This window comes from Vulcanibacillus modesticaldus (assembly GCF_001730235.1).
GTDB classification, from domain to species: domain Bacteria; phylum Bacillota; class Bacilli; order Tepidibacillales; family Tepidibacillaceae; genus Vulcanibacillus; species Vulcanibacillus modesticaldus.
On record NZ_MIJF01000043.1, the window covers coordinates 1 to 8093 of the forward strand.

General features: G+C 31.7%; 12 protein-coding genes. 10 read left to right on the top strand and 2 right to left on the bottom strand.

Annotated elements, in window-relative coordinates; translation table 11 throughout:
* From BHF71_RS08120 to BHF71_RS08140, 5 genes are all read left to right on the top strand, one after another.
* The coding region (locus tag BHF71_RS08120; RefSeq protein ID WP_141705358.1) for an integrase core domain-containing protein at positions 1-209 on the top strand (209 nt) is incomplete at its 5' end.
* A 109-nt stretch (positions 210-318) separates the two neighbouring features.
* Positions 319-624 (top strand): hypothetical protein, encoded by a 306-nt coding sequence (locus BHF71_RS08125; protein ID WP_084024426.1) that lies wholly within the window; start codon positions 319-321, stop codon positions 622-624.
* Positions 625-1022: 398 nt separating this feature from the next.
* Positions 1023-1721, top strand: coding sequence for a cyanophycinase (locus tag BHF71_RS08130; RefSeq protein WP_069657170.1), 699 nt, complete (start codon positions 1023-1025; stop codon positions 1719-1721).
* A 145-nt stretch (positions 1722-1866) separates the two neighbouring features.
* Entirely contained in the window at positions 1867-2256 is a 390-nt protein-coding gene (locus tag BHF71_RS08135; RefSeq protein WP_069657171.1) for a hypothetical protein, read from the top strand.
* Positions 2257-2665: 409 nt separating this feature from the next.
* On the top strand, positions 2666-2947 hold the full coding sequence (locus tag BHF71_RS08140; RefSeq protein WP_069657172.1) for a DUF4190 domain-containing protein: 282 nt from the start codon (positions 2666-2668) through the stop codon (positions 2945-2947).
* Positions 2948-3158: 211 nt separating this feature from the next.
* Here BHF71_RS08140 and BHF71_RS08145 read toward each other — a convergent pair whose 3' ends face one another.
* Both BHF71_RS08145 and BHF71_RS08150 read right to left on the bottom strand, forming a co-directional pair.
* On the bottom strand, positions 3159-3464 hold the full coding sequence (locus BHF71_RS08145; protein ID WP_069657173.1) for a type II toxin-antitoxin system RelE/ParE family toxin: 306 nt from the start codon (positions 3462-3464) through the stop codon (positions 3159-3161).
* Positions 3442-3723 (bottom strand): type II toxin-antitoxin system prevent-host-death family antitoxin, encoded by a 282-nt coding sequence (locus tag BHF71_RS08150; RefSeq protein ID WP_069657174.1) that lies wholly within the window; start codon positions 3721-3723, stop codon positions 3442-3444. Before BHF71_RS08150 ends, BHF71_RS08145 begins: the two co-directional genes overlap by 23 nt.
* A 395-nt stretch (positions 3724-4118) precedes the next feature.
* Between BHF71_RS08150 and BHF71_RS08155 the strand changes: the two genes are divergently transcribed.
* The 5 genes from BHF71_RS08155 to BHF71_RS08175 all read left to right on the top strand — a co-directional run bounded on the left by BHF71_RS08155 (position 4119) and on the right by BHF71_RS08175 (position 7166).
* The gene (locus BHF71_RS08155; protein ID WP_069657175.1) at positions 4119-4307 is read left to right on the top strand and encodes a hypothetical protein; all 189 of its coding nucleotides are present in this window, start codon (positions 4119-4121) and stop codon (positions 4305-4307) included.
* Positions 4308-4424: 117 nt separating this feature from the next.
* On the top strand, positions 4425-5237 hold the full coding sequence (locus tag BHF71_RS08160) for a hypothetical protein (RefSeq protein WP_069657176.1): 813 nt from the start codon (positions 4425-4427) through the stop codon (positions 5235-5237).
* 491 nt (positions 5238-5728) lie between these two features.
* A complete protein-coding gene (locus BHF71_RS08165) occupies positions 5729-6136 on the top strand; it encodes a hypothetical protein (protein ID WP_069657177.1) in 408 nt (135 codons plus the stop codon).
* Between the two features lie 252 nt (positions 6137-6388).
* Positions 6389-6739, top strand: coding sequence for a VOC family protein (locus tag BHF71_RS08170; protein WP_069657178.1), 351 nt, complete (start codon positions 6389-6391; stop codon positions 6737-6739).
* Positions 6726-7166 (top strand): hypothetical protein, encoded by a 441-nt coding sequence (locus BHF71_RS08175; protein ID WP_176717338.1) that lies wholly within the window; start codon positions 6726-6728, stop codon positions 7164-7166. The genes BHF71_RS08170 and BHF71_RS08175 overlap by 14 nt, the downstream gene beginning before the upstream one ends.
* The last annotated feature ends 927 nt before the right edge of the window (positions 7167-8093 follow it).

The window sequence follows — 8093 nt, forward strand, 5'->3', positions numbered from 1 at the left end:
GTAATCCCTATGATAATGCTTGTATTGAATCATTTCATGCTATATTGAAAAAAGAAGAAGTAAATCACGTGCAATATCTAGATTACTATTCTGCTAAGATAGCAATTTTTCAATATATTGAGGGCTGGTACAACCGAAGAAGAATACATAGTGCTTTAGGTTATTTGACTCCTCAAGCCATCGAAGATCAATTGAAACATTCAGCATAAGAGTTAACTTTTTTGTGTCCAATATATTGACTCAAATCCATAAATCTATTTTTCATAAGGTATTATATTAATCATTTGAGGTTTACTACTTAAATAAGGGAGTGATATGTTGGTTCCTTTTATAGTTCAATTATTTGTTGGTTGGGTTGGAATGATTACGTCGTTATTATTATCAATTATAGGGATTATTACTAAAAAAGTACGTTTAGTTATTATTGGCTCTATTCTAACATTTCCTATATCAATATATTTAAGTGGTACGCCAAGATTTAAATATTTTATGGTTATCTTACCTTTATTTCAATTCGCTTCAGCATATTTTTTACATCGCAGAGTTTTGTGGCTATCTTGGTTGCTTATTGTACCATTTACTATATTAGTAATATGGTTAGGAATGGATGTAATTAATCAGTAGATTTAAATCACCTAAAATTATTTGAGTATTTCTAGATTTAAGGTGAAAGGGTAAATAATATATATTTTTAACAATTACTACATTTTTGTTTAAGCAATAAATGAACAATTGAAAAGTAAGTTCTAAGAGGGCCTTCACTTAACAAAATATTCACACTGCGGGCTAACGCCCTTGGTCACAAGAAGCAATGAGAAGAAAATACAAATAGAAGTAGATTCAAAAAGAATCGAAGAAGCATAATCAGGCGACACATTCCCGAATTAACCGAGTCGGCACGCCTGAGTCTGAGATAAGAGCTATCTAAGACTCGAACATACCTGTAACATTCGGGAATGTCGTGAATAACCGATCGTTATGTGACAATCCCTTGTAATTACATGCAAGATGGAGGAATATTTATGAATGTTAACACAGATAAATTTCTTTTTTTAATAGGTGGTAACCCGTCTATAGACGAAGTTGCAGAACAATTTATTTCAAGAGCCGGTGGGTCAAATGCTATTATTGCGCTTCTATTATTATATCGAGAGGGATGGGAAGAGTATCTACCTAGATATGTAGATCCGTGGATAAAAAGAAATATAAAAAAATATTATGTAATTATGCCTGATCAAATAGGTAGATTGGACAATGAAAGTGTAATTAATAAGTTAAGGAAAGCTACTGGTATATTTATTGGTGGTGGAAATACATTACTATATAATGCGTACTATTCATCAGAACCAATTCGTAATATTATTCATGAAAGATATAACAATGGTGTACCAATTGCTGGCAACTCAGCAGGTGCATTAATTATGCCTAAAATATGTTTAGTTTCTCCAAATGATACAGATGATGGTTTTATGAGAATTGAAGAGGGTTTAGGTTTATTCAATAATATGCTAGTGAGTGTTCATCTTTCAAAATGGAATGATTCATCTAATCTAGTTGAAGGGATGATAAAAACAAAAACTGAAATTGGATGGGGTATTGATGATAATGCTTGCCTTGTTTTAAAAAATGGTGATTTTAATAATGTTATAGGTGAATCTGTATATAAAATTAAGATTGAAGATTTCGAATTACAAACATATGATATCACTACGATAAAATAGACTATACCTGTAACTTTGAAAAAATGGGATCATCACATAACAATGCATTCACACTGCGAAAAAGCGGCTTGGTTACAGGAGTTTTAATTAACTATCATTATCATAGTCAATTATTAAAACTTATTATGAGCTATGGAGTAATTTTATGAAAATATTTAATTTTCTTTTTCTAATTTTTGTTATTATTATGGGAACCTTAATTCCGAAATACATTATGAGTGATGGTATTAATGATTTGCCTTTAGAATTAAAAGATTATGGCATTGAAGCGATAAATTTATCCAGATTCTCTTTAGATAATCCTCTTGAAAGAATATTTTTTGTGAATAACCTTAAGGTTGAATCAGTTCAAATAGACAAGAGAACCGGAAAGTTATTCACTATAGTGAAAGTAAGAGGAGTGTTTGGAATCAAATATGCAAATGTATTTCTTAAAGGAAATATATATGATGAAAGTGGAAATATTTTTGATAAAAAAAATAACTTTGGTTATACCGAGATTTATATAGAAAGATACATATTGAAAGAGAAATGAAATATTTAAATACTCTTAGAAACTATGGAGAGAGTCACATCCTATAACAAAGCATTCACACAGCGGGCTAACGCCTTGGTCTCGGGAGATTATGAAGTAGCGACCAAGAAGTGATTCACTTTCGAATAAGCGTAATCAGCGACACACCCTTTCGCTAACCTAGTCGGCTTGCCTTCGCCAAGAAAAGCATTTCTAAGCTCAGTCTGCACCTGTAAGTTCAAGGGCGTCGTGAATAATGACTGTTAGCTGTAACTGGACGATTGGCTGCGCCGTCCATGAAGCGGTTTTTTTAAAAGCGGGAATTTTGGAGTATTAGTGCACATAAGATAGTTTTAAAAGTGTAGCAGCATAATTTTGTTACCAATATAATTCTTTAAGATACAAAATAAAAATGGGAGGAGGATTGGATATGACGCATGAAGCAAGGCAAACAAATAGCAAAGCGATTATCTCATTAGTTATAGGGATATTGTCAATAGTAATTCCATATCTTGGATTAATAATTGGTATTATTGGTATAATTTACGCCAATAAAAGTATAAAGGAAATTGAAAATTCAAATGAAAATGGTAGAGGATTAGCAATCGCAGGAAAAGTCTGTAGTATAGTAGGGACAGTCATTTATGGAATATTAACTTTATTACTTATTTTTTCTTTTGCGATTTTTAATACACTTACATCAGTGGGTTAGTCATAAACAGGATAAGGGGCCGATAAGAAGTAAAAACAAATAGAAGCGGATTCAAAAAAAAAATCGAAGAGGTGCAATCAGGCGACACATTCGGAATTAACCGAGACAGCATTCCCGAGCTCGAGATAAGAGCTATCTAAAGCTTGGAAACGCCTGTAAGTTCAAGGGCGTCGCGAATACGAGACCGTTATCGGACACCAAAGAAAATGTGCTAAAAAAGGAAATTATATTTTCTTTTACCATGTAATATTCTTCTAATCTCAACAACATCGTCTATTACAACATAAAAAACCAAATAGTTATCGAACACTAACATGAGATAATTAAGAGCTTTAAGACGATTATCTCTAGGTATTGATCCTGAATATGGAAAGTAAGCCAATCGAGAAATTGTAACATCTATCTTATCAAGAAATGATAAAGCAGCATCAGGATTATCTAATTGTATATATTCTATTAATTCAGTTAAATCTTGTTGAGCTATTGGTAAGTATTTAATTTGATATATCTTTTCCATTTACTTTAGCCCTCAATTTACCCATTAGACTTTCATGCGTAATTCGTTCCATATTATTGGCACTTTCTTGTTCAGCTACAGCAAGTTTTTGGTATAGTTCAATTAAAGCTTGTTGTTTTTCATAAAGAGCATGACTCATTACAACAAGATCACTTTGACCATTCTTAGTTATAAAAACAGGTTCACCTTCCTTGTGACATGTTTCAGAAATTAAATTAAAGTTATTTCTTAAATCAGAGATTGGACGAATAATTGGCATTTGAACCACCTCATATCATTATATTTAATATTATTATATCATTATTATGATAAAACAAGAAGAAATATATAAATAATTAATAAAAATAGATGTCCGATAACACAATATTCACACTGCGGGCTAGCGCCCTTGGAAATAAAAGCGGATTCAAAAAAAATCGAAGAGGCGCGATCAGGTGACACATTCCCGAATTAACCGAGTCGGTACGCTCGAGCCTAAGATATGAGTTATCTAAGACTCGGAAATGCTTGTAAGCTCAAGGGCGTCGAGAATACGAAACCGTTATGAGAAAAAGGCTACAAACACTCAAAACCACTCAAAACACTCAAAAACTTTTTATTTATTTAAATTGAAAATACAGATGTACATACTCAAAACGGATAGGGGAAAAAATTATGCACAAGAAACCAAAAATTGTCGCAGTCTTAACTTCATTTTTTCTTGGAGCTATATGGGGATTTTATGAGGAATTAAGATACGGAAAGATAACTCAATTTACTATTAGAATATTTTTTATGGCTTTATTTACTTATTTAGTCGCTGAGATTGTTTTTAGGAAAAAAAACAAAAAAAATAAATCATGAGATGGGTCTGTGCGCGGATTTTCCGGGATATGCTTCGTCGATTTTTATTTATCAATTGTTAGCTAGACTACAACTAATGTCTATTATGAACTAATAATTTTGTGAAGGAGATAAAATATGAGTAATATTTATGTAGTTGATACATCATTCACATCGGACAACAAGAACCCCTTTTCAGATGATGGATTATATAGGGAAAGTTGGGCGATGCTTAAATTGACATATGATGAAAAAAATAAAAATGTTGCCGGAAAAGATGACAGAAACTTATTCTCCGTTTTCCTGAGCAAATGTTTTGACGGTTGGCAATTTCATCTCATGGATTTTTTATTATACGAAATACAATGTAACAGAAATATAATACTTTCAATCGAAAAAGAAGATTACGAAAAAGCTCAAATTGAGTATCATAACCATTGTAATACCGACAGAGAATTGCGACCATTTGAGCCAAAAGTACTAATTCATAGTACATCAGCCTCGTCGTGGAATAATATACAAAAGTGCGGATATCTAAAATCATGGAATATTGCAAAGAAAGATGGAGACATTACAGAGCAAAAACCAATTGGACATCTTCTCGGTGATCCTGTAGATTATAGTGATTATATAATGTTCGGCGCAATGGGCAATCCATGGAGTGAGGTTGTTGTTGCATCAAAACAGAGAATGAATTTATGCTACGATATAAATCATCCATATATCCCAGGAGCAAGGATTTATTTTGATTCTAAAAAAATTGCTAAAGATGGACTTTTAGTGCGCGATTGTCTGCACTTAAAAGTGAAAGACCGTTTACCTTTAGAACCATACATGATTTGGGCAGCGACAAGTGAAAATATAAAACACCCAGAAGAAGGATGGACGCCTTTAACTTTCTCCAAGATTGCGGACAGTACTTTTTTGGAGCAATATAGCAAATACAAATAGATCCCATAATATCAGAAATAGATGTCAATATAAAGTTGGTTCTCATTATTCAAATCATGTGTATTATAAGACTTGAAAGGTTATAAGGGAGCGCCGTCCATGGTGCTCCCCGAGTCACGGGGCATGACATATCATCTAACACAATATTCACACTGCGGCGATAGCAAAGAAGCATATTCATATGAAGTACACCTTGGTCTCCCGAAGCGATAAGAAGAAAAGACAAATAGAAGTAGATTCAAAAAGAATCGAAGAAGCATAAACAGTCGACACACCCTTTTGCTAACCGAGTCGGCATTCCTGAGCCCAAGTTAAGAGCTAACTAAGGCTCGCAAACGCTTGTAAGCTCAAGGGCTTCGTGAAACGAGACCGTTAGCTGACATTGCTTCATGATAAACAAAGAGTTTTTAAAGTGACTTAAAAGTTATTAGAAAGTATGAATTCAAAAGGGGTTTTTGTAATTAATCTTCTTCTATAGGAGGAAGGATGCAATGAAAAAAGTATCACTTTTTTTTTCAATTTTTTATTTGGTTATCATAGCTGGATGTCAAAATGATCCACCATTGAACGGTAGATGGGAATTATATGAATCTAACGGAATACCTCCAAGTCAAATTGAAAAAAATGTGATTTGGGAATTTGAAGATGGATTAATAAGATTAACTACACCATTTCAAGAGAACTTAGAAGGAAAATACTATATAGATAGTTCTGAAAAACCATTAAAAATAAAATTAGAAATAAACAAGGATGAAGAATTTTCTATAATATATGCAATATTTGAACTAAAAGATGATACTTTAATTATAAAAGGAAAACAAGATGGAGAAGAAATTTATTCTAAGAATTTCAATGAAGAAGATGGATTTGATATTGTTAAGTTTAAAAAAATAAATTAGTTATATGTTAAAGCAGTGTTGTCAGCAACATCAGCTAACAAAATATTTACACTGTGGGCTAACGCCCTTGGTTGCCCGAAGCGATAAGAGGAAAAGACTCGTGAATAAGAGACCGTTATAGGAAATGTGGCGATTATAGCCCAGCTGTCCCGGCTGAAACAAAATAACCAAAAAAGTTAGTTTTATTTTTATCATAAATGCTATGCAATGTTTTACATATAATGTAATTTGAGAGATTGGAGTGGATATAAATTGAAACCTGTAATAGATCATTTTAACAGATATGTATCGAATGTTAATAAGTTCATTGATTTCTACCAAGATGTTCTTAAATATAGATTAATAGATAAAGGCACAAAACGAAACGGTAAAAATTACGCTATCCTTCAAGGCGATGGTCATGAATTATTTATTTCTGAAAAAGATAATTTTAAGAAGGTAGTAGACAATTTTAGACACATTGGATATTATGTGGAAAATATTGACGAAATGCTTGAAGAATTAAAAGATAAAGGATATGTTGAAAATAATAAAGAAGTTATTGTAAAACGATTTTCAAGACAAATTTATATTAAAGACCCTGATGGGTTTGAAATACTTTAATCATGAAATTGAGCAAAAATTTATGACCGTTGGTTTTTCAATAAACATCGCAAATATAATCTTAGGGGACATTTTAAATAACAGTGAGATTAATAAAGAAAAGATACAAGAATTAACTGAGGTATATAAAAAGTTCGCCTTTGGGATTAAGGAACTACAAGAATTGAGTAAAAAGATTAAAAATGTGGATATAGATTCAAATTTTTATTACCTTGAACAATATTTTTATCTTGATAAATTAAATAGAATCATAAATGCCGATAAAGAAAGAAAATTAAGTGACCAAGAATTAACGAAATTAAAAGAAGTAAAAGAATTAATTCAATCTTATGCTAATTATTTTGGAAGAGATGAATATAAAAAATGGAATTATTCGGTAACTAGTAATGATTGGATTAGTGTAATTAAAAGAATTGTAGAAAACTAATGTCAATTTAAAATAAAAGATATAAGGCATTAGCGTGGTCGCCCGAAGCAGGATTACATAGAAGAATATACAAAGTAGTTTGATAGCTTATACAAGCAGCATATTCCAGAATGAACCGAGTTCGCATTCCCAAACCTAAGAAAAGAGCTTTCTAAGGTTCGGAAACGCCTGTAACAATCGGGAATGTCGTTAATACGGAAATGTTATCTGAAATACTCCTTGTAGGAAGAGTCTATGGAGTAAAAGTGGAAAACAAATTTTTTGATTACTATTGTAAATACACAATATTGGATTGATTGTAGTATTTTCAAAAACCACCTGTTTAAATTATTTTTGAATATTTTTACATTATCTAGAAGGAAAGATGGAGTTAATAGCGAATTAGTTTACTTAGTCCTGTGATGTTTGAAATTTTTCAGAATTTCCAGGCACTTCTTTATTAAACTGAGTTAATATAAGGTTTCTATTAACTAAAATAGAAAATGAAATTGTCATTTTTCAAATAATCTACCTTATGGTAATTTAGAAAACATAATAAAATATAGAACATCAAATGATTGGTCAACACTGAATCCGTCGTTTGATGTTTTTTTGTCATTACCCATATAAAGGGGTGGAGAAATTTGTCAAACGAAAAAGTCTTATTAGAAGCAGAAAAATGCTTAAAAGTAAAAAAGATTTGGCTCTTCGCCATCTAGTATTGGTATTAGAAAATACGAATAGGTTAATAGATGTTTTTACCTTACAGCCTATTCATAGTTTCTCTATCAAGACTCAACCCGTCAAGGAGAGCGCTTGACTGCCTGAGCCTTGATAGAGGATGTTCAATTAGGCTGTAAAGGAAATAAAATAACCTAATGAGGTTTAACATTAATATCTAACTTATTAGCAGTAGCATAAATCATGTAAATAAGATTGTTAATTGAG

Bases quoted from the DNA above. Each gene is read 5' to 3' on its own strand.
- BHF71_RS08130 (WP_069657170.1), top strand. From the start codon at position 1,023: ATGAATGTTAACACAGATAAATTTCTTTTTTTAATAGGTGGTAACCCG.
- BHF71_RS08135 (WP_069657171.1), top strand. From the start codon at position 1,867: ATGAAAATATTTAATTTTCTTTTTCTAATTTTTGTTATTATTATGGGA.
- BHF71_RS08140 (WP_069657172.1), top strand. From the start codon at position 2,666: ATGACGCATGAAGCAAGGCAAACAAATAGCAAAGCGATTATCTCATTA.
- BHF71_RS08145 (WP_069657173.1), bottom strand. From the start codon at position 3,464: ATGGAAAAGATATATCAAATTAAATACTTACCAATAGCTCAACAAGAT.
- BHF71_RS08150 (WP_069657174.1), bottom strand. From the start codon at position 3,723: ATGCCAATTATTCGTCCAATCTCTGATTTAAGAAATAACTTTAATTTA.
- BHF71_RS08155 (WP_069657175.1), top strand. From the start codon at position 4,119: ATGCACAAGAAACCAAAAATTGTCGCAGTCTTAACTTCATTTTTTCTT.
- BHF71_RS08160 (WP_069657176.1), top strand. From the start codon at position 4,425: ATGAGTAATATTTATGTAGTTGATACATCATTCACATCGGACAACAAG.
- BHF71_RS08165 (WP_069657177.1), top strand. From the start codon at position 5,729: ATGAAAAAAGTATCACTTTTTTTTTCAATTTTTTATTTGGTTATCATA.